The sequence below is a fragment of the Ochrobactrum soli genome (assembly GCF_003664555.1).
Classification (GTDB): domain Bacteria; phylum Pseudomonadota; class Alphaproteobacteria; order Rhizobiales; family Rhizobiaceae; genus Brucella; species Brucella teleogrylli.
In genome coordinates this window covers 722711-742268 of the sequence record NZ_RCHH01000003.1, presented here as the reverse complement: position 1 = coordinate 742268, position 19558 = coordinate 722711, and the positions used below count along the sequence as shown (strand labels likewise).

The window sequence follows — 19558 nt, the reverse complement described above, 5'->3', positions numbered from 1 at the left end:
TTTCATACTCCCTTACTCCCCTATTCCCCTACTCCCTTCTCCTCTCAAGGAGCATAAAATGTCAGAGCAGGTCGAACGCATCGACGTTCAGGCAGTGAATTCCCCCAAGACCCGGCAATCGCTCTATGCGGCGCGGGTCAAGATTTTTCCGAAGCGTGTTCGCGGTGAGTTCCGGCGCTTCAAATGGCTCGTCATGCTCATCACGCTGGGCATCTATTATCTCACGCCGTGGTTGCGCTGGGATCGCGGGCCTTATGCGCCCGATCAGGCCGTGCTGATCGACCTCGCCAATCGCCGCTTCTATTTCTTCTTCATCGAAATCTGGCCGCAGGAATTCTATTACGTCGCGGGCCTGCTCATCATGGCGGGCCTCGGCCTGTTTCTGGTCACATCCGTCGCAGGCCGCGCATGGTGCGGCTATACCTGCCCGCAGACCGTCTGGGTCGATCTCTATCTCGTGGTGGAACGCGCCATCGAAGGCGACCGCAACGCCCGCATGAAGCTCGACAAGGGGCCATGGACTTTCGACAAGATCTGGAAGCGGGTGGCGAAACATTCGATCTGGCTTTTGATCGGGGTGCTGACCGGCGGCGCGTGGATTTTCTATTTCGCCGATGCGCCGAAATTGCTCCTCGACTTCGTGAGCGGACAGGCGGCGCCCGTCGCCTATTTCACCGTCGCCATTCTCACCGCCACCACCTATGTGCTGGGCGGGCTGATGCGCGAGCAGGTCTGCACCTATATGTGTCCATGGCCGCGCATTCAGGCCGCGATGCTGGACGAGAATTCGCTGACCGTCACCTATAATGACTGGCGTGGCGAGCCGCGTTCGCGCCGTGCCAAGAAGGCAATCGCCACCGGGGAAGCCGTCGGTGACTGCGTGGATTGCAATGCGTGTGTCGCCGCCTGCCCCATGGGTATCGACATTCGCGACGGCCAGCAGCTTGAATGCATCACCTGCGCGCTATGCATCGATGCCTGCAATTCCGTTATGGACAAGATCGGCAAGGCGCGCGGGCTTATCTCCTATGCGACACTGGCCGATTACAACGCCAATATGGCGCTTGCGACCGACAACGGAACGATGCCCATCACCCCAGCGCGGGTTTATGATGCGCCGAACCGCTTTTCCGACAAGGTGCAGAACCTGTCGTGGGGCAAGGTGCTGCGTCCGCGCAGCCTGTTCTATTTCATCGTCTGGGCGCTGATCGGCCTCACGCTTATCATTTCGCTGTCGATGCGCCAGCGCATCGGCATCAATGTCCTGCATGATCGCAACCCGCAATATGTGCTTCTGTCCGACGGTTCAATCCGCAACGGTTACACCGTCAAGCTTCTGAACATGATCCCGACGCCGCGCACCTTCCGGCTTTCCATCGAAGGTCTGCCCGGCGCGACCCTGACCGTACAGGACGAGACGGCAGACGTAGACGGCAATTATGCCGTGCCCGTCGAACCCGACCGGCTGAAGACATTGCGCGTCTTCGTGACCCTGCCGCACAGCGCCATCACCGATCACCGCCAGGATTATGAAATCGAAGTGCGCGATGCGGACGGCGCGGAACACGCCCGCTACAAGGCAACCTTCATGGCTCCGGAGGGACGATAATGTCGGCAGAAACCAAGACAGCATCCGCAAATTCGTCGGGCACTTTCACCGGCTGGCACATGCTGGGCATCATGTTGGCGTTCTTCGGGGTGATCATCGCCGTCAATGTGACGATGGCCTATTTCGCCATCAACAGCTGGAGCGGGCTGGTCGTCGCCAATTCCTATGTCGCAAGCCAGGAGTTCAACGAAAAGGCCGAGACCGGCAAGCAGCAGGCCGCTCTGCAATGGCAGTCGAAACCGTCTTATGAAAATGGCGTGCTGACCTATCGTCTGCTCGACCGCAACGGCCAGCCGGTTGCAGTGACTGGCGGTACCGTGGAGTTCAAGCGTCCGGTGGGCGATGTGAACGATACCAAGGCCGCGCTCACCGCTGGCGACGAAGCAGGTGTGCTCGGCGCCAACATCGCGCTTACCGATGGCGCATGGGTCATGGAAATCAATGCCGATGCCGGTCTGGAAGACCCGTATCGCCACATCATCCGTGTCCTGATCAAAAACGGCAAAATGCTATGAGCTGCTGCGTCGATAATGCACAGATCGCGACCGTCATCCAGCGTGTTTCTCCGGATGAAATGCAGCTTGCCAGCCGCGCGCTTGGCGACGGGCTGCGGCAACTCGACCTCTCGGTGCCGGGCGTTCACTGCGGCCTGTGCATCAAGACCATCGAAGATTCGCTGGGCCAGATTGCGGGCGTTGCCTATGTGCGCGTCAACCTGACGGCGCGCCGGGTCGCGATCCGCTGGAAGGACGGCGAAACGCCGCCCAATGTCGTCGATCCGCTGCGGAAGCTCGGCTATGAAGCGCATATTTTCGACATAGCGCAGGAGAAGGACCCCGCCTTCACGCGCCTGCTGATCGCGCTTGGCGTTGCGGCTTTTGCCTCCAGCAATGTCATGCTGCTTTCCGTCGCCGTCTGGTCGGGCGCGGATGCGGCAACCCGCGATCTGTTCCACTGGGTCTCTGGCCTCATCGCCCTGCCGACGCTGATCTTCTCGGGCCGTATCTTCTATGTTTCCGCTTGGAATGCGCTGCGCAACAGGCGAGTGAACATGGATGTGCCGATAGCGCTCGCCATTTCGCTCGCTTTTGCGATGAGTATCTATGAGACCATGAACCACGGTCATCATGCCTATTTCGATGCCTCCGTGACGCTTTTGTTCTTCCTGCTGATCGGTCGCACGCTGGACTACATGATGCGCGCCCGCGCCCGCTCCGCCGTGCGCGGACTGGCGCAGCTTGGCAGTCGCGGCGCGGTGGTGATCGGCGATAACGGCGAGCGGAACTATCTGCCCGTCAATGAAATCCGCCCCGGCATGCGCATCATTCTGGCGGCGGGCGAGCGTGTGCCGGTGGATGCCAGAATTGAGGAAGGCCGCTCCGAACTCGATTGCGCCATTGCATCAGGCGAAAGCGATGCGGTGCCGGTCGGCCCCGGTTCGGATATCCGCGCCGGTACGCTGAACCTCTCCACGCCACTCATCATCCGGGCGACGGCGGAAGCGAAAGATTCCTTCCTTGCCGAAATGGTGCGCCTGATGGATGTGGCCGAGAGCGGACGCGCCTATTATCGCCGCCTCGCCGACCGCGCATCGGAGCTTTACGTGCCGATGGTGCACACGATCGCCTTCCTCGCATTTACAGGCTGGATGGTCTACACGGGCGGCGACTGGTATCGCTCGATCTATATCGCCATCTGCACGCTGATCATCACCTGCCCATGCGCGCTGGCGCTGGCGGTGCCGATTGTGCAGGTGGTTGCGGCGCGCCGCCTGTTCGAAAACGGCATCATGATCAAGGACGGCTCCGCCATGGAGCGCATGGCCGAGATCGACACGGCGATTTTCGACAAGACCGGCACGCTCACGCTCGGCCAGCCGCGACTGATCGGCGTTGAAAGCGTCAATGCGCGCTATCTGGAAATCGCCGCCGAACTGTCGCTCTATTCCCGCCATCCGCTGTCGCGGGCGTTGGCGCAGTTTTCCGGTCAGGGCCCGATGAGCGCCTTCACCCGGATCGAGGAATTTTCCGGTTCGGGTATCGAGGCGGAAATCGACGGCAAGCTCTATCGTCTCGGCAAATCCGAATGGGTGGGCGGCATGGTCGATGCAACCGCCGCAAACGGCCCGGAAACCTGCCTTTCCATCGACGGTATGCTGGTTGAAACCTTCCGTTTCGAGGACAGCCCGCGCGAAGACGCGGCCGCTGCCATCGCCGCGCTGAAAAAGGATGGGTTGAAGCTCGCCATTATTTCCGGCGACCGGTTGCCCGCCGTCAGACAACTCGCGGATTATCTCGGCGTCGATGATTATCGCGGCGCAGTGCTGCCCGCCGACAAATCCCGGCTTGTACAGGAGCTTTCCGGCGAAGGCCGCAAGGTGCTGATGGTGGGCGATGGTCTCAACGATGCGCCCGCCCTCGTCGCGGCCCATGTTTCCATAGCGCCTGCAACTGCAGCCGATATCGGGCGCAATGCCGCCGACTTCGTGTTCCTGCGGACAAGCCTCGCCGCCGTGCCGCTGGCCCTCGCCGTCTCGAAGGAGGCTGGCCGGCTGATCAGCCAGAATTTCGCGCTGTCCATCGGCTATAATATCATCGCCGTGCCGATTGCGATCTTCGGATATGTCACGCCGCTCGTGGCAGCACTTTCCATGTCGCTGTCGTCCATCGTCGTCGTCAGCAATGCACTGCGGCTGAAAGCCGGAAAGCAGAAACAACAGGCGCAGACACGAGCCGCGCCGGTTACCGTGGTCAAGGAAGCGCATAAATGAGCGGGCTTCTCTTTCTCATTCCCGTTGCGCTGCTTATGGGTGCGGTGGGGCTTGCCGCCTTTCTCTGGTCGCTGAAAAACGGCCAGTATGAGGATCTTGATGGCGCGGCTAGTCGTATTCTCTTAGACGACGACGCTAGGCCGTCACAAGAATCGCGCGCAGATCGTTGACATTCGTGCCGGTCGGACCCGGTATGAACAGATCGCCGATGGCGTCAAACGCCGTCCAGGCATCGTTGTTGTTGAGGCGCGCCGCACCATCCTCGCCCGCCTTTTGCAGACGCGACACCGTGCTGCCATCGGCGAAAGCACCCGCATTGTCCTCCGAACCGTCAATGCCATCCGTGTCAGCGGCCAGCGCATGGATATTGCCATAGCCGTCGATATCGAGCGCGAAGGACAGCAGGAATTCGCTGTTTCGCCCACCCTTGCCACCCTTGCCGCGAATGGTGACGGTGGTTTCGCCCCCGGACAGAATGACCACCGGTTTCTTGAACGGGCGGTCGCGTTCGGCCACTTCACGGGCAATTGCGGCGTGGACATGCGCCACCTCGCGCGATTCCCCTTCCATGGCGTCTGACAGAATCACGGCTTCGACGCCGTGGCGGGCGGCCTCTTTCGCCGCCGCTTCCAGCGATACGGCGGCAGATGCAATCACCCTCACCTCGTTTTGCGCGAAAACCGCGTCGTCCGGCTTTGGCGCATGTGCGCCTTCGCCGCGAATATGCTTGAGCGCAGCCTCCGGCAAGTCGAGCCGGTAGCGTTCGATTATCTTCAGCGCATCGTCGCGGCTGGTTTGGTCCGGCACAGTCGGGCCGGAAGCCACGAAGGCCGGATTGTCGCCCGGAATATCCGAGACCACCAGCGAGAAAACTTTGGCCGGATGGGCGGCGGCGGCAAGGCGTCCGCCCTTGATGGTCGAAAGATGCTTGCGCACGGCATTCATGGCCGAGATCGGCGCGCCCGACGCCAGCAAGGCCTTGTTGACGGCAATTTCGTCTTGCAGCGTCAGCCCTTCCGGCGGTGATGGCAGCAGTGCCGAGCCGCCGCCTGATATCAGCGCCACCACGAGATCGTCTTCCGTGAGGCCCGATACGGCTTCGAACAGGCGCTTGGATGCCACAAGCCCGGCATCATCTGGAACCGGATGCGCCGCCTCGATAATCTCGATGCGTTCGCAGGGCGTGCCATAGCCATAGCGTGTCACCACAAGACCCTCAATCGGCCCGCCCCACGCCCTTTCGAAAGCCGCCGCCATCTGCGCGGAACCTTTGCCCGCGCCGATGACGATCGTGCGGCCCTTGGGCTTCGCGGGCAGGTTTGCCCGTATCACCAGTTCCGGATCGGCTGCGGCAACAGCCGCATCGAAAAGGCTGGTCAAAAACTTCTTCGGATCGGCGATGGCGCTTGGGGCAGTCATGAGATTCCCGATTTTGATTATTGGTTTGGCAGCACTATTTCGTGCCGCGCACATAAAATCAATGGAGCCGGCCACCTCCTCCAAAGCGGCCAGCTCCACCTTCTCCCCTCCAGAGAAAAGGTCATGCCCGAAGCTCAGGCGACCTCGTGATTGGCCATCCGCTCAAGCGCGCGCACCAGACCGGAATGGTCGAGACCATCATCGCCGTGCGCCGCGCAGGAATTGAACAGCTCCTGCGCCATGGCCGTGTTGGGCAGCGAGACGCCCAAGGCCTTCGCGCCCTGAAGCGCCAGATTGAGGTCTTTCTGATGCAAGGCAATGCGGAAACCAGGATCGAAGGTGCGCTTGATCATGCGCTCGCCATGCACTTCGAGAATGCGCGAGGAAGCAAAACCGCCCATCAGCGCTTCGCGCACCTTGGCCGGATCGGCACCCGCCTTCGAGGCGAAGACCAGCGCTTCGGCAACAGCTTCGATGTTGAGCGCCACGATGATCTGATTGGCGACCTTGGTGGTCTGGCCATCGCCGCAATCGCCGACCAGCGTGATGTTCTTGCCCATCAGCTTGAGAAGCGGCAGCGCCGCATCAAAGCTTGCCTGCGCGCCGCCCGCCATGATGGAGAGGCTGGCGTTCTTCGCGCCCACCTCGCCACCGGAAACCGGCGCGTCGATATATTCCGCACCCGTGGCGCGGACTTTTTTCGCGAATTCCTTGGTCTCGATGGGCGAAATCGAACTCATGTCGATCAGCGTCTTGCCCTTGCCCAGACCTTCCGCCGCGCCGTTTTCCCCGAAAAGGACTTCGGCCACCTGCGGCGTATCCGGCAGCATGAGTATGGTCGTCTCGCATTCCGCGGCCACCGCTTTGGGCGTATCGAGAACCGTCAGCCCCGCATCCATCAGGTCCTTGTGCGGCGGCTGGCTATGCTTCGAGGTGAAAAGCTGGTGGCCTGCTTTCTGCAAATGCTGCGCCATCGGCTTGCCCATGATACCCAGTCCGATAAAGCCGATCTTGGCCATTCTCTACCTCCCTATGCAATTTACGCGCTCAGACGCTCGGCTTCATATTGTTTGAACCAGCCCAGACCTTCCTCGGTGGTGGTCTTCGGCTTGTATTCACAGCCGATCCAGCCCTTGTATCCGGCGTTCTTCAGTGCTTCGAAGACGTTCGGATAATGGATCTCGCCGGTGCCGGGCTCGTTGCGCCCCGGATTGTCGGCAAGCTGCACATGCGCAATCAGCGGCTTGTAGCGCTCATAGGTGGCGACGAGTTCGCCGCGCGTGCGCTGCTGGTGATAAAGGTCGTACTGAATGAACAGGTTGTTGCTGCCCACCTCGTCGATGATCGAAACCGCCTGCTCCACCGTGTTCAGATAGAAACCGGGAATGTCGTAATGGTTGATCGGCTCGATCAGCAGGCGGATACCGTGCTTGCCCAGTTCCTTCGCGGCCAGCCGCAGATTGCCGACAAAGGTGGCCCGCAGCGCGTCCGGATCGATGCCCTGCGGCGCGATCCCGGCAAGGCAGTTGACCTGCGAGCAGTTGAGCGTCGTGGCGTAATCGATGGCATCCGCCACGCCGCGCCGGAACTCATCCACACGATCTGGCAAGACGGCGATACCGCGCTCGCCGCCTGCCCAGTTGCCGGCGGGCAGATTATGCAGCACCTGCGCCAGATTGTGCCGGGTCAGCGCTGCTTTCAGCTCATGCCGGTTGAACTCGTAGGGGAACAGATATTCCACCCCGGTGAAACCCGCCTTGGCGGCCAGCGCAAAGCGATCCATGAACGGCACTTCGGTGAAAAGCATGGTGAGATTGGCTGCAAATCTTGGCATTTCCGCCTCCTCTGTTTTTCTACGCAATTGCGGAGAACCGCTTCACACTTCTCCAATTGCTCTAATGTTGTTCTTTTCCCTCATCCTGAGGAGCCTCCCGAGCTTGTCGAAGGGAGGCGTCTCGAAGGGCGAGGGAAAACGCACCGTGCCTGCCCTCACCCTTCGACCCTTCGACGGGCTCAGGATGATGCTTCGCTTCGCTCCGCACCTCAGGATGAGGAGTGAAGCCGGGGGAAAAATCGCGCCGCTAATCCAGCAATGCCGCAATCGCGGTCGGCGCATCCTCGCCGCGCTCGGCCAGGTCCTCGAACTCGACCACCTGATCGATGTCGGCACCCATGGAAATATTGGTGACGCGTTCCAGAATGAATTCCATCACGACCGGCACCTGATGCTCCTGCATCAGCGCCTTGGCCTGCTCGAAACTTTCCGCAAACTGGTTAGGGCTGCGCACCCGGATCGCCTTGCAGCCGAGACCTTCGGCAACCGCCACATGATCGACGCCATAGCCCTTCTCCGCATCGCCGGACGCATTGATGTTGTCAAAGGCAAGGCTGACCTCGAAATCCATATTGAAGCCGCGCTGCGCCTGACGGATCAGGCCGAGATAGGAATTGTTCACGACGACATGGATGTAGGGCAGTTTGTGCTGCGCGCCGACCGCCAGTTCCTCGATCATGAACTGGAAGTCATAGTCGCCCGACAGCGCCACGATAGGCCGATCCGGATCGGCAGCGCGGACGCCCAGAGCCGCAGGCAGGGTCCAGCCGAGCGGACCGGCCTGACCGCAATTGATCCAGTTGCGCGGGCGATAGACATGCAGGAACTGCGCGCCCGCGATCTGGCTGAGGCCTATGGTGGTGACATAGCAGGTGTCACGCCCGAAAGCCTTGTTCATCTCCTCATAGACACGCTGGGGTTTCAGCGGCGTCTGGTCGAAATGCGTCTTGCGTAGCATGGTGCGCTTGCGGCCCTCGCATTCCTTCGCCCAGCCAGACCAGTCGCGCAGCCTGCCTGCTGCCTTCCATTCGGTCGCAACGTCGAGCAATTGCTTCAGCGCCTTGCCCGCATCGGACACGATGCCGAAATCCGGCGCAAACACACGACCGATCTGTGTCGGCTCGATATCGACATGGATGAAGGTGCGATCCTTCTTATAGGTATCGACATTGCCGGTGTGACGGTTGGCCCAGCGATTGCCGATGCCGATGACGACATCGGACGCCAGCAGATTGGCATTGCCGTAGCGATGCGAGGTCTGGAGGCCGCACATGCCCGCCATCAGACGGTGATCGTCCGGGATGACACCCCAGCCCATCAGAGTCGGGATGACCGGAATGCCGGTGATCTCGGCGAATTCGACCAGCAAATCCGATGCATCGGCATTGATGATGCCGCCGCCAGCAACGATCAGCGGACGTTCCGCCGCGTTCAGCATGGCAATCGCCTTTTCGGCCTGCGCCCGCGTGGCCGCTGGCTTATAGGCTTCCATCGGCTGATAGGTGTCGATGTCGAACTCTATTTCGGCCATCTGCACATCAATCGGCAGATCGATCAGCACCGGACCGGGACGGCCTGACCGCATGACATGAAACGCCTTCTGAAAAACAAAAGGCACCAGTGCAGGCTCCATGACCGTGACCGCCCATTTGGTGACCGGGGCCGCGATCTTGGCGATATCGACTGCCTGAAAGTCCTCCTTGTCGAGCCGGGCACGGGGGGCTTGCCCTGTGACGCAGAGAATGGGAATGGAATCGGCAGATGCCGAATAGAGGCCGGTGATCATATCCGTGCCCGCCGGGCCGGAGGTGCCGATGCACAGGCCGATATTGCCATGCTTTGCCCGCGTATAGCCTTCGGCCATATGCGAAGCGCCCTCGACGTGACGCGCCAGGATATGGCGGATCGAACCGCGCGCTTTCATCGCCGAATAAAATGGATTGATAGCCGCGCCCGGCACGCCGAAAGCGCAACTAATCCCTTCCCTCTCCAGCACAAGCACGGCTGCATCGACTGCACGCATTCTGGCCATGGCCAATCCTCCTATGGAATTATTCTCCATTTACAAATCCTATTTTCAAAAAATGGAAATGCATACCATTATATGGAAATAAAGATTTTCAACGGAATGGAGATAATCGGCGGCCCTTTTCGCCGGTGCAGCGATAGGATAGTGAATGATCACAGCAGAATCGGAGGCGGGCAGATGGAACAGGCCAAGGCAAAGCGGGGCCGCAAGGCGGCGGATAATGCAGCGCCCTCGTCCGTGCAGGTTCTGGACCGCAGCCTGAAACTTCTGGCGCTGATCGCCGAGAATGATGGCTCAACCCTGACCGATCTCGCCGATGCGAGCGGCATGGCACCTTCCACCGTGCACCGTCTGTTATCCTCGCTTGCCAATCACGGCATGGTTTCGCACGATCTGGAAAGCGGCGACTGGACCATCGGTGTCAAGGCGTTTGAAATCGGCAATGCCTTTCGCCGCTTCCGCAAGCTGGGCACGCTGGCGCGCCCCTATCTGAAGCAACTCATGGAGACGAGCGGCGAGACCGCGAATATCGGCGTCGAGGACGACGGCGATGTGGTGTTCATCTCGCAGATTGAAAGCCATGCGCCGATGCGCGCCTTCTTTCGTCCCGGACGGCGCGGACCGATCCACGCATCGGGCATCGGCAAAGCAATTCTGTCGACCTGGTCGGATGGCGAAATCGCCCGCGCGCTTTCAGGAAAAGCGCTGGAGCACTTCACCCAGCGCACGCTGGATGGCCTGCCTGCGCTTCTGAAAGACATTCAGGCGACACGCATGCGCGGCTGGTCCATCGATGAAGAGGAACACACGCTCGGCATGTGCTGCATCGCCGCGCCGATTTTCAACGAATATGGCGAGGGCATTGCGGGCATTTCCATCTCTGGTCCCGCCGTGCGCCTGCCCAAGAAGAAGCTTGAAGAGCTGGGGCCGCTCATCCGCGCGACCGCCGATCAACTGACCCGGGCCATCGGCGGCAAGCGCCCGGAAGAACTCTGAACACGATTATTTTGGGCTGAGCGCTTATGTTGCCGCGCTGCTCTTTTCCCTCACCCTGAGGAGCTTTCCTGAGCTTGTCGAAGGAAAGCGTCTCGAAGGGCTGAGGAAAAACAAATCAGCGCCCCCTCGTCCTTCGATCCTTCGACAGGCTCAGGATGATGCTTCGCTTCGCTCCGCACCTCAGGATGAGGGGGAAGCGAAGCGACGGATTAGACGAAAATCGTCAGGCTACATCTGTACTTTACAGTTCCGCCTTGAGCGGCCTCCCCGCCACATAGGTTTCGACAATGGCGCGGTCGTCGCCGACCGTTTGCAGCAGGAACAGCTCCTGTTCCAGCGTTGCGCCTGCCGCCATGCGCAGACGCATCGGCGATGTGGCGGCTGAATCAAGCACCACGATATCGGCTTCGGTGCCTTCGTCCAGCGTGCCGATCTTGTCTTCCATCGACAGCGCCCGAGCATTGCCAAGCGTCATCATGTAGAAGGACTGGAACGGGTTCAGACGCTGTTCGCGCAACTGCAAAATCTTGTAACCCTCGTCCATGGTGCGCAGCATGGAAAAGCTGGTGCCGCCGCCGACGTCGGTTGCCACAGCCATGCGCACGCCCGACGCCTTCAGGCGATCACGGTCGAACAGGCCGGAACCGAGAAACAGGTTCGAGGTCGGGCAGAACACCGCCACCGAGCCGGTTTCCGCCATCACGCCCACTTCGCGCTCTTCCAGATGGATGGAATGGCCAAGCAGCGTCTTGTTTCCCAAAAGGCCGTAATGCTCGTAAATGCCGAGATAATCCGGCGCATCGGGATAAAGCGACTTGGTGAAGGCGATTTCGTCGTGGTTTTCCGAAAGATGCGTCTGGATAAAGCATTCGGGATGTTCACGGGCAAGCGCCTGGCTGGCTTCGAGCTGTTCCGGCGTCGAGGTAATGGCGAAGCGCGGCGTGATCACATAGTCGAGGCGGTCCTTGCCGTGCCAGCGCGCAATCAGTGCCTTGCTATCGTCGTAACCGGATTGGGCGGTGTCGCGCAAAGCGGGCGGCGCGTTGCGGTCCATCATCACCTTGCCGCCCAGCATGCGCATGTTACGATGCTGCGAGGCACGAAAATAGGCGTCGACGCTTTGCGGATGCACCGAGCAATAAGCGACAGCGGTGGTGGTGCCATGGCGGATTAGTTCGTCCAGAAAACGCTCGGCAATGAATTCCGCGTGCTGCTCATCGGCGAATTTCTGTTCGGCCACGAATGTATAGGTGTTGAGCCATTCCAGAAGATTGGCGGCATAGGACGCGACCACCTGGGTCTGCGGATAATGGATATGCGTATCGATGAAGCCCGGCAGGATCAGATGCGGACGATGATCGGCCAGCTTCACATCGCTGCCCGCTTCCGCGCTAACTTGCGCATACTCCCCAAGGCGCACAATGCGTCCGTCTTCGACCAAAATGGCGCCATCTTCGATATAGCGATAGGAAGCGCTGTCATCGAGACTTTGCGGCTCATCGCGAAAGGTCAGCACGCGGCCACGGATGAGAAGTCGGGTCATTGTTACTTTGCTCCAGCAGTAGCGGATTCATACCAGGAGGCGAGAAGCTGGCGCTCCTGGTCGGTCACTCCGGTCACATTGGCGGGCGGCATGGCATGGGAGCGACCGGCCTGCAAATAGATTTCACGCGCATGAGCGGCGATTTCCCGATCCGTTTCAAGCGTCACGCCCTTCGGCGGCGTGATCATGCCTTCCCAACCCGGCTCCGCCGCATGGCACATGGCGCAGCGTCCCAAAACGGTATCCCGCACTTTGCCAAAGTGCGGGTCCGAGATGAAAGTTTGCTGTAAAGCGGAAACCTTCTGTTCTTCCGGCTGGCCGGTCAGAATCTTCGGTGCGGTGGAAAGCCACATGATGATGATGAACAGGATGACCGTCACCAGCCAGGTCCATGTCGGCTTGCCCTTGCGAGCATGCTGGGTGTTGAACCAATGGCGGATCGTAACACCCATCAGGAACACCAGCGAGGCGATGATCCAGTTATACTGCGTGCCGAAAGCCAGTGGATTGTGGTTCGACAGCATCAGGAACAGAACCGGCAGCGTCAGATAGTTGTTATGCGTCGAGCGCTGCTTGGCGATCTTGCCATATTTCGGATCGGGCTTGCGACCGGCGATGAGATCGGCCACCACGATTTTCTGGTTCGGGATGATGATCATGAACACGTTGGCCGACATGATCGTCGCCGTGAAAGCGCCCAGATGCAGGAAGGCCGCGCGGCTGGTGAACAGATGCGTATAGCCCCAGGCCACGAACACCAGCACCGCATAGAGCATGACCATCAAAAGCGTGTCGCTCTTGCCCAGCATCAGCTTGCAGATGGTGTTATAGGCGACCCAGCCAAAGGCCAGGGAGGCGATGGAAATCGCGATGGCGACCGGAACCGACACATCGAGCACATTCGGATCGATCAGGTAAAGATCGGCGCCCGTGTAATAAACGATGCAGAGCAGCGTGAAGCCCGACAGCCAGGTGGCGTAGGATTCCCATTTGAACCAGGTGAGATGTTCCGGCATTTCGGCTGGAGCAACCAGATATTTCTGGATGTGATAGAAACCACCGCCATGGACCTGCCATTCCTCGCCATGCGCACCAACCGGCAAGCCGGGACGCTGGCGCAGACCGAGATCAAGCGCGATGAAGTAGAAAGACGAGCCGATCCACGCAATCGCGGTAATGACATGCAGCCACCGCGCTGCGAAGCCCAGCCAGTCCCAGGCTACGGCAAAATCATACATCAGGCACTCCCATTGTTCGCCCCATTGTTCGTTATCTTATTATGTGCCAAAGCTTTGCGTCCGAGGGAACGTCACAACACGACCATCACTTTCAAAAAAAACTAGACAATCGTGGAGGGGACGCATGTCTTATCTTGATAATCTGCGCGTTTTCGTGCGCGTTGTCGAATTGGGAAATCTTTCTGCCGCCGGGCGCGACCAGCGCGCCTCTCCGGCGGTTGCGAGCAATCGAATCAAGGAGTTGGAGAAGCATCTTGGCGTCCGGCTCTTCAACCGTACCACGCGCAAGCTGACGCCGACCGAGCATGGCCGCATATTCTATGACGGCGCTTTGAAAATCCTCGAAGCAGTCGATGAGGCGGAAGCAGCCGTCGCGGAACTTGCGAAAAATCCCAAGGGATCGATTCGCATCACCGCGCCTTTGGGGCTTGGCCGCAGGCTCATCGCATCGGGCATTCCGGAGTTTCACGACAAATATCCGGATATCGAAGTGCGCCTGAGACTATCTGACCACGAGATCGACATTATGAGCGAAAGCGTGGATGTCGCCTTCAAACTCGGTGTTCTGGAAAACTCCAACTTGCGCATGCGCGGCATCCTGAATTGTGAGCGCGTGATCTGCGCCGCCCCGCAATATCTTGAAAAACATGGGATTCCGCAATCACCGGAAGAGCTGCTGGGCGACACGCATGACTGTTTGCTGCTGCGTTTTCCGGGGTCGAAGGAATATTACTGGTCGCTGCAAACATCGGAGGGTCTTCGCAAATTCGAAGTCACCGGGCCTTATGATTCCGATGATGGCGACGTATTGACGCAATGGGCGCTGGGCGGGCGCGGCATCATCAACAAGCCGCTGTTCGAGGTGAAGGAATATCTCCGCGACGGTCGGCTGGTGCCGCTTCTCGAAAGCACGCCGCCAGCACCGATCCAGCTTGCCGCGATCTATCCGCACAAGCGTTTTCAGGACCCGAAGGTGCGTCTGATCATCGATTTCATGACGGAGCGCTGCCAGCGGCTCATACGGGAAGCGCTGGCTTAAACAGGCTGCGAGACCTTGCTCGCGGTCAAAACGGCGGTCAGCACTTCGGCCGCCGCAAGGGCTGCAATGACTTCCGGCCGTTTGTCCTTCACGACCGCACCGCCGACCGGGCAGATGAGCTCTTCAAACAACTCGTCGCTGCCGAATTCGCGGTTCAACCAATTTTTGAAAGTCGCCTTCTTCGTCTTCGAGCCGATCATGCCGACATAGATCGCATCGCGGCGTTGCAGCGCCTCGGCGGCGATCAGAAAATCAAGCGCATGATCATGCGTCAGAATGATAAACGCACTGCTAGGCGGCGCGGAACGCACCACCTGTTCCGGCATGGCCGCGAGGCAAGTTTCGACGCCCGGCGCGTCAACAGCCATAAGCTCCGCCTCGCGCGTATCCACCAGCACCACCCGCACCGGCGTCAGCGACAGCGCATAGGCCAGCGCATCGCCGACATGGCCTGCGCCGAAGACATATACATGCGGTCGGGTGGCGATTTCCGCATCGATCTTGCCGACCAGTTCATCGGCGAGGCCGCGATTGACGCGTCTGAAACTTAAAGCCACGCGCCCGCCGCAGCATTGGCCGATTTCGGGGCCCAGAGGCACATCCATCGGGGAATCGCGACCGCCAGCGAGTATTTTCCGGGCGTGGTCGATGGCCATATATTCGAGCTGTCCGCCGCCGATGGTGCGGAAGATCATATCGGGGGCGACGAGCATCCATGCCCCGGCATCGCGGGGCGCAGAGCCCTTCACGTCCGCCACCTCCACCAGCACGCTGTCGTGGCGACGGTTCAGGAATGCCCTTATATCGTCCCGCCTGCCCAGCGTGCCGCGGCTCATAGTGTTACCCCTTTTGCGCGCGCAGCCGCTCAATGGCCATCAGCACACGCTCAGGCGTGGCTGGCGCATCGAGACGCGGGCTGATCTTGTGATCGGCAACGCTCGCCACCGCATCCGACAGCGCATAAAGCACCGACATGCCGTGCGGCAGCGGCGGCTCGCCCACCGCTTTCGAGCGATGGATGGTCGGCTCATAGGCTTCCGACCAGTCGGTCAGCGCGACATTGAAAATCTTGGGCCGGTCGGATGCGAGCGGGATCTTGTAGGTGGACGGCGCATGTGTGCGCAGCCGTCCCTTGTCGTCCCAGACAAGTTCCTCGGTGGTGAGCCAGCCCATGCCCTGCACAAAGCCGCCTTCGATCTGGCCGATGTCGATGACGCGATTGAGCGAGCGTCCGGTATCGTGAAGAATATCGGTTCGTTCCACCACATATTCGCCGGTCAGCGTATCGATAGAGACTTCCGAGCAGGCCGCGCCATAGGCGTAATAATAGAACGCATGGCCTTTACCCTTGGCCCGGTCCCAGTGGATTTTCGGCGTCTTGTAGTGCCCGGCGGCGGAAAGCTGCACGCGCCCGATATAGGCCTGTTTCACCAGCTCATTAAAGCTGATCTCCTGATTGCCGACGCGAATGCGGTTGGGCAGGAATACAACCTGATCTTCCGGCACCCGATATTGCTCGGCAGCAAAACGGATCAGCCGCTTCTTGATCTGGCGCGCGGCATCCTGCGCGGCCATGCCGTTGAGATCGGCACCCGACGATGCCGCCGTCGGCGCAGTGTTCGGCACCTTGGCGGTGGTGGTCGCGGTGATCTTCACCCGGTCGATATCGATCTGGAATTCTTCCGCCACGACCTGCGCCACCTTCATATGGAGCCCCTGCCCCATTTCGGTGCCGCCATGGTTCATATGCACCGAGCCGTCATTATAGACATGCACCAGCGCCCCCGCCTGATTGGACTCGGTCTTGGTGAAGGAAATGCCGAATTTCACCGGCGTCAGCGCCATGCCGCGCTTCACGGTGCGGCTTTTGGCGTTGAATTCGCGGATAGCCTCACGGCGCGCAGCGTAATCGGCGCTTTCTTCCAGTTCCGCGACAATGCGCTGGATGATGCAGTCTTCCACCTTCTGGTGATAGGGTGTGACGTTACGAGCGCCACCCTCGGTACCCATCGCGTCGTAGAAATTGAGCTTGCGGATATCGAGCGGGTCCTTGCCAACCGCAAAGGCCACTTCCTCAATGACACGTTCGGCACCAACCATGCCCTGCGGGCCGCCAAAACCGCGAAACGCCGTGTTGGACACGGTATTGGTATAAAGCGGCGCGGATTGCGCATGCACTGCCGGGAAGAAATAGGCATTGTCGCAATGAAACAGCGCGCGGTCACCGACCGGTCCCGAAAGGTCGGCGGAAAAACCGGCATTAAGCGCAAACATATAATCGACGCCCAGAATATTGCCTTCGTCGTCGAAACCGACCTCGTAATCGATCATGAAATCATGACGCTTGCCCGTGGCGGTCATGTCCTCGTCGCGGTCGAGACGGATTTTCACCGCGCGCCTGTGCTTCTTGGCGGCGATGGCGGCAATGGCGGCCCATTGATTGGCCTGCGTTTCCTTGCCGCCGAAGCCGCCGCCCATGCGGCGCACCTCGACCGTGACCGCATGGCTCGGCACACCCAGCGCATGGGCGACCAGATGCTGCGTTTCGCTCGGCCCCTGCGTGGAGCAATAGATGGTGACGTCTTCATCTTCACCGGGAACGGCCAGTGAAGCCTGGCCCTCAAGATAGAAATGGTCCTGACCGCCGACCATCATGCGGTTCTTGACCTTGCGCGGGGCCTCGTCGATGGCCTTGCGGGCATCGCCGCGATTAAGCGTCAGCGGCGTGAAGACCAGACGGTCTTTTGCGCCGTCGAGACCGGCAATGGAAAACAGGCCGGGCATTTCCTCATATTCGACTTTGGCCAGACGCGCGGCGCGGCGGGCCTGATCGCGGGTGCGACCAATCACGGCAAAGATCGGCTGGCCATGAAACTGCACCTTATCGACCGCGAAAATCGGGTCGTCGTGCATGCCCGATGGCGAAACGTCGTTTTCGCCGGGAATGTCCCGCCAGGTCAGCACATCAACCACGCCGGGCGCTGCACGCACGGCGGCAAGGTTGATAGACTTGATATTGGCATGGGCCACCGTCGCAAGGCCGATGCCGACATGCAGCGTGCCTTCGGGTTCGGGAATATCGTCGATATAGACCGCCTCGCCCGTCACATGCTTATGCGCGGAATCATGCTTCTGGTCGGTGGCGACACCACCTTTTATAGCTGCGGCTTTGATCGTGCTTGCAGGATGTTTGTTCATGCCTGCCTCCTTCAGACCGCTTCTTCGATATGCTGAGCGCGCAAGGGTTCGGCTTGCCCTTGCGTTTCGGCATAGAAGCGGCGCAATAAATTCTTCGAGACCATCAGACGATAATCCGCCGTGGCGCGCATATCGCTCAAGGGCTGATAATCCTGCTCATAGAAACCGATGGCGGCTTCAACCGTCTCTTCGGTCCATGGCTTGCCGAGCAGTGCGGCTTCAACCGCAAAGGCGCGTTTTGGTGTCGCCGCCATGCCGCCATAGGCGATGCGAATGGAAGCGACCTTGCCTGCCGCATCGAGCACCATGTGGAATGCGCCGAGCGCTGCGGTAATATCTTCCTCGAAACGCTTGGACACCTTGTAGATCGCAAAGTGGTTGTCTTCCGCCGGGATCGGCACATGCACCGCCTCGACGAACTCGCCGGGCTGACGATCCTGCTTGCCATAGGCGATGAAGAAATCTTCCAGCGGAATGGTGCGGCGGCTATCGCCCTTGCGCAGCGTCAGCCTTGCGTTGAGCGCGATCAGCGGCGGTGGGGTGTCGCCGATGGGCGAACCATTGGCGATATTACCGCCGATCGTGCCCATATTACGCACTTGCTCGCCACCGATGCGGTTGATGAGTTGCCCAAGCTGCGGAATGCGCTTGGCAAGGAAAGCGAAGGCCTCCGTATAGGTCACGCCCGCGCCAATGGTGACGACATTGTTGTCCTCGGTGATCGCCCGCAATTCGGTCAGATGGCCGATAAAGACGACCGGAGAAATATCGCGCATCATTTTTGTGACCCAGAGGCCCACATCGGTGGAACCGGCCACCACGGTCGCCTTCGGTTCATTGGCGAGGACTTGCGCGAAATCATCGAGGTCAGCAGGCACCACCAGACGGTCCTTGCCATCGCCGACTTCGACCCGCGAACCGTCGCGCATGGAATTCAACTGTTCCAGCACATGGGCGCGTTCTGCCGCCAGCGGGTCTTCCGTCGTATTGCCGTAATCGGAAATGGCGCGGGCGGCGCGAATGATCGCCTCATAGCCGGTGCAGCGGCAGAGATTGCCTTGCAGCGCCTTTTCAATGGCCGGATCGGCGGGCTTCGGATTGCGCATCCACAGCCCGTAAAGCGACATGACGAAGCCCGGCGTGCAGAAGCCGCATTGCGAGCCGTGGAAGTCGATCATCGCCTTTTGCACCGGATGCAGGCCGCCATCGGCCCCGCGCAGATGCTCGACCGTCACCACATGGCAGCCATCCAGCGAACCGACGAAACGAATGCAGGCATTGACGCTTTCATAAACCAGTTCGCTGCCCGCGATCTTGCCCACCAGCACCGTGCAGGCGCCGCAATCGCCTTCGGCGCAGCCTTCCTTGGTGCCGCGCAGCTTGCACGACAGGCGCAGATAATCGAGCAGCGTTTCCGTTGGCGAAACCCGGTCGAGTTCAACCCGTTCGCTGTTGAGAAGAAAGCATATCCTGTTTCTCACAGACTGAACCATAATGCTCAGCTCCCGCGATAGGTCGAATAGGAAAAAGGCGAAACCAGAAGCGGCACATGATAATGCGCCTTTTCATCGGAAACACCAAAGCGCAAAGGCACGACGTCAAGGAACGGCACGCCGTCTTCGTCCTTGCCAAAATATTCGCCGACATGAAACAGGAGCTCATAGGAGCCGCGTTGCAGGTCGCCATTGGCCAGCAGCGGCTCACCGCTGCGCCCGTCCTGATTGGTGCGGATTTCCTTGACGCTGTGCGGCGTGTGATTCTCGATCCGGCGCAATTCGATACGCAATCCCGCAGCAGGCTTGCCGCTGACCGTATCGAGAACATGTGTCGTCAAACGACCTGTTCTGCCCTCATCGCCGTGATGTCCCTGACCCATTTGCACT

The 19558-nt window shown here is 60.0% G+C and carries 16 protein-coding genes; 6 read left to right on the top strand and 10 right to left on the bottom strand.

The window, feature by feature from the left end:
- Nucleotides 1–58: 58 nt before the first annotated feature.
- Genes ccoG through ccoS form a run of 4 tightly spaced genes read left to right on the top strand, consistent with a single transcriptional unit; the run spans nt 59 to nt 4549 of the window.
- Nucleotides 59–1609, top strand: a complete 1551-nt coding sequence (gene ccoG / locus D8666_RS08855) for a cytochrome c oxidase accessory protein CcoG (protein ID WP_121537308.1) — start codon at nt 59–61, stop codon at nt 1607–1609.
- The gene (locus D8666_RS08850) at nt 1609–2124 is read left to right on the top strand and encodes a FixH family protein (RefSeq protein WP_121537306.1); all 516 of its coding nucleotides are present in this window, start codon (nt 1609–1611) and stop codon (nt 2122–2124) included. The genes ccoG and D8666_RS08850 overlap by 1 nt, the downstream gene beginning before the upstream one ends.
- Nucleotides 2121–4379, top strand: a complete 2259-nt coding sequence (locus tag D8666_RS08845) for a cation-translocating P-type ATPase (protein WP_121537304.1) — start codon at nt 2121–2123, stop codon at nt 4377–4379. Before D8666_RS08850 ends, D8666_RS08845 begins: the two co-directional genes overlap by 4 nt.
- The gene (gene ccoS / locus D8666_RS08840; protein WP_121537302.1) at nt 4376–4549 is read left to right on the top strand and encodes a cbb3-type cytochrome oxidase assembly protein CcoS; all 174 of its coding nucleotides are present in this window, start codon (nt 4376–4378) and stop codon (nt 4547–4549) included. Before D8666_RS08845 ends, ccoS begins: the two co-directional genes overlap by 4 nt.
- Here ccoS and D8666_RS08835 read toward each other — a convergent pair.
- From D8666_RS08835 to gcl, 4 genes are all read right to left on the bottom strand, one after another.
- Nucleotides 4515–5798 (bottom strand): glycerate kinase type-2 family protein, encoded by a 1284-nt coding sequence (locus D8666_RS08835; RefSeq protein WP_121537462.1) that lies wholly within the window; start codon nt 5796–5798, stop codon nt 4515–4517. The genes ccoS and D8666_RS08835 overlap by 35 nt on opposite strands.
- Before the next feature lie 134 nt (nt 5799–5932).
- Nucleotides 5933–6817 (bottom strand): 2-hydroxy-3-oxopropionate reductase, encoded by an 885-nt coding sequence (locus D8666_RS08830; RefSeq protein ID WP_121537300.1) that lies wholly within the window; start codon nt 6815–6817, stop codon nt 5933–5935.
- Between the two features lie 20 nt (nt 6818–6837).
- Complete coding sequence (hyi, locus tag D8666_RS08825; RefSeq protein ID WP_121537298.1) at nt 6838–7632, bottom strand: hydroxypyruvate isomerase; 795 nt, start codon at nt 7630–7632, stop codon at nt 6838–6840.
- 247 nt (nt 7633–7879) lie between these two features.
- Nucleotides 7880–9664, bottom strand: coding sequence for a glyoxylate carboligase (gene gcl / locus D8666_RS08820; protein WP_121537296.1), 1785 nt, complete (start codon nt 9662–9664; stop codon nt 7880–7882).
- Between the two features lie 174 nt (nt 9665–9838).
- On the opposite strand from gcl, the gene D8666_RS08815 reads away from it, so the two are divergent.
- Entirely contained in the window at nt 9839–10657 is an 819-nt protein-coding gene (locus D8666_RS08815; protein WP_121537294.1) for an IclR family transcriptional regulator, read from the top strand.
- 241 nt (nt 10658–10898) lie between these two features.
- On the opposite strand, the gene guaD is transcribed toward D8666_RS08815, so the two are convergent.
- Nucleotides 10899–12200 carry a guanine deaminase gene (gene guaD / locus D8666_RS08810; protein WP_121537292.1) on the bottom strand — a complete coding sequence of 434 codons (1302 nt, stop codon included), beginning with the start codon at nt 12198–12200 and terminating at the stop codon, nt 10899–10901.
- Nucleotides 12201–12202: 2 nt separating this feature from the next.
- Nucleotides 12203–13438, bottom strand: coding sequence for a urate hydroxylase PuuD (locus D8666_RS08805; protein ID WP_121537290.1), 1236 nt, complete (start codon nt 13436–13438; stop codon nt 12203–12205).
- A gap of 124 nt (nt 13439–13562) precedes the next feature.
- On the opposite strand from D8666_RS08805, the gene D8666_RS08800 reads away from it, so the two are divergent.
- On the top strand, nt 13563–14477 hold the full coding sequence (locus D8666_RS08800) for a LysR family transcriptional regulator (protein ID WP_121537288.1): 915 nt from the start codon (nt 13563–13565) through the stop codon (nt 14475–14477).
- Here the strand turns inward: D8666_RS08800 and xdhC are convergent.
- From xdhC to uraH, 4 genes are read right to left on the bottom strand one after another with little or no spacing between them, the layout of a single operon-like run.
- Nucleotides 14474–15313, bottom strand: coding sequence for a xanthine dehydrogenase accessory protein XdhC (xdhC, locus tag D8666_RS08795; RefSeq protein WP_121537286.1), 840 nt, complete (start codon nt 15311–15313; stop codon nt 14474–14476). The genes D8666_RS08800 and xdhC overlap by 4 nt on opposite strands.
- Nucleotides 15314–15317: 4 nt before the next feature.
- A complete protein-coding gene (gene xdhB / locus D8666_RS08790; protein ID WP_121537284.1) occupies nt 15318–17675 on the bottom strand; it encodes a xanthine dehydrogenase molybdopterin binding subunit in 2358 nt (785 codons plus the stop codon).
- 11 nt (nt 17676–17686) lie between these two features.
- Nucleotides 17687–19168 (bottom strand): xanthine dehydrogenase small subunit, encoded by a 1482-nt coding sequence (gene xdhA / locus D8666_RS08785; protein WP_121537282.1) that lies wholly within the window; start codon nt 19166–19168, stop codon nt 17687–17689.
- 5 nt (nt 19169–19173) lie between these two features.
- Nucleotides 19174–19551: a hydroxyisourate hydrolase gene (gene uraH / locus D8666_RS08780; protein ID WP_121537280.1), complete on the bottom strand. Its 378-nt coding sequence runs from the start codon at nt 19549–19551 to the stop codon at nt 19174–19176.
- Nucleotides 19552–19558 lie beyond the last annotated feature (7 nt).

Coding starts and splice junctions, on each gene's coding strand:
- gcl (WP_121537296.1), bottom strand. CDS start 9,664: ATGGCCAGAATGCGTGCAGTCGATGCAGCCGTGCTTGTGCTGGAGAGG.
- D8666_RS08845 (WP_121537304.1), top strand. CDS start 2,121: ATGAGCTGCTGCGTCGATAATGCACAGATCGCGACCGTCATCCAGCGT.
- D8666_RS08830 (WP_121537300.1), bottom strand. CDS start 6,817: ATGGCCAAGATCGGCTTTATCGGACTGGGTATCATGGGCAAGCCGATG.
- uraH (WP_121537280.1), bottom strand. CDS start 19,551: ATGGGTCAGGGACATCACGGCGATGAGGGCAGAACAGGTCGTTTGACG.
- D8666_RS08850 (WP_121537306.1), top strand. CDS start 1,609: ATGTCGGCAGAAACCAAGACAGCATCCGCAAATTCGTCGGGCACTTTC.
- D8666_RS08835 (WP_121537462.1), bottom strand. CDS start 5,798: ATGACTGCCCCAAGCGCCATCGCCGATCCGAAGAAGTTTTTGACCAGC.
- ccoS (WP_121537302.1), top strand. CDS start 4,376: ATGAGCGGGCTTCTCTTTCTCATTCCCGTTGCGCTGCTTATGGGTGCG.
- guaD (WP_121537292.1), bottom strand. CDS start 12,200: ATGACCCGACTTCTCATCCGTGGCCGCGTGCTGACCTTTCGCGATGAG.
- ccoG (WP_121537308.1), top strand. CDS start 59: ATGTCAGAGCAGGTCGAACGCATCGACGTTCAGGCAGTGAATTCCCCC.
- xdhC (WP_121537286.1), bottom strand. CDS start 15,313: ATGAGCCGCGGCACGCTGGGCAGGCGGGACGATATAAGGGCATTCCTG.
- D8666_RS08800 (WP_121537288.1), top strand. CDS start 13,563: ATGTCTTATCTTGATAATCTGCGCGTTTTCGTGCGCGTTGTCGAATTG.
- D8666_RS08815 (WP_121537294.1), top strand. CDS start 9,839: ATGGAACAGGCCAAGGCAAAGCGGGGCCGCAAGGCGGCGGATAATGCA.
- xdhB (WP_121537284.1), bottom strand. CDS start 17,675: ATGAACAAACATCCTGCAAGCACGATCAAAGCCGCAGCTATAAAAGGT.
- xdhA (WP_121537282.1), bottom strand. CDS start 19,168: ATGGTTCAGTCTGTGAGAAACAGGATATGCTTTCTTCTCAACAGCGAA.
- hyi (WP_121537298.1), bottom strand. CDS start 7,632: ATGCCAAGATTTGCAGCCAATCTCACCATGCTTTTCACCGAAGTGCCG.
- D8666_RS08805 (WP_121537290.1), bottom strand. CDS start 13,438: ATGTATGATTTTGCCGTAGCCTGGGACTGGCTGGGCTTCGCAGCGCGG.